Origin of the sequence: Comamonas sp. B-9, assembly GCF_000410635.1 — a bacterium.
In the GTDB taxonomy this organism is placed as follows: Bacteria; Pseudomonadota; Gammaproteobacteria; order Burkholderiales; family Burkholderiaceae_C; genus Comamonas.
Genome location: NZ_APCR01000579.1, coordinates 1 through 510, shown reverse-complemented (window position 1 = coordinate 510; position 510 = coordinate 1). Strand labels below are relative to the sequence as shown.

The window sequence follows — 510 nt, the reverse complement described above, 5'->3', positions numbered from 1 at the left end:
CTTGGGCTCTTGACGGGGTATGCGGCTGGCCATGATTTAAACCTTGGCGGCCAGGGCTGACAGCGGCAGCACGTAGCGCTTGAACAGGCGCACCACACGTTTGATGGCTTCGCGCTCGGTCTCCGGCATTTCTTGCCAGGCGCGGCTGGCCAGGCCGTGCAGCTCCGGCTTGCTCTTGGCCCGCACGCCAGCTACACGCAGCAGGCATTCGCGCATTTCAATGGGCAAGCGCCGCCATTCCGCATCAGCTGCATCGCGGTACAGCCCACCGCTGGCCTTCTTGGCAAACTCATCGCGCAGGCCATCGAGCATGGCCTTGGCTTCCTCGACAGTGACTGCCGGGTTCTTGAGCGGGGGCACCATGGGCTCAGGCCGCGCAGGCTTGCGCGTGGCAATCTCAAAGTCAGGCGCCAGGCATTGCAGCTGCGGCACATCACGCACGGGCAGCTTGCGCAAGCCATAGGGCAATGCGGCGGCCACTGCGTTGGCTTCGGCCTTGTCTTGCTTCAT

At 64.1% G+C, this 510-nt stretch carries 1 protein-coding gene; it reads right to left on the bottom strand.

Annotated features, from left to right (window positions below; all coding sequences use genetic code 11):
* Positions 1-36 precede the first annotated feature (36 nt).
* A partial coding sequence (locus H928_RS32110; RefSeq protein ID WP_021025646.1) for a hypothetical protein occupies positions 37-510 on the bottom strand: 474 nt, incomplete at its 5' end.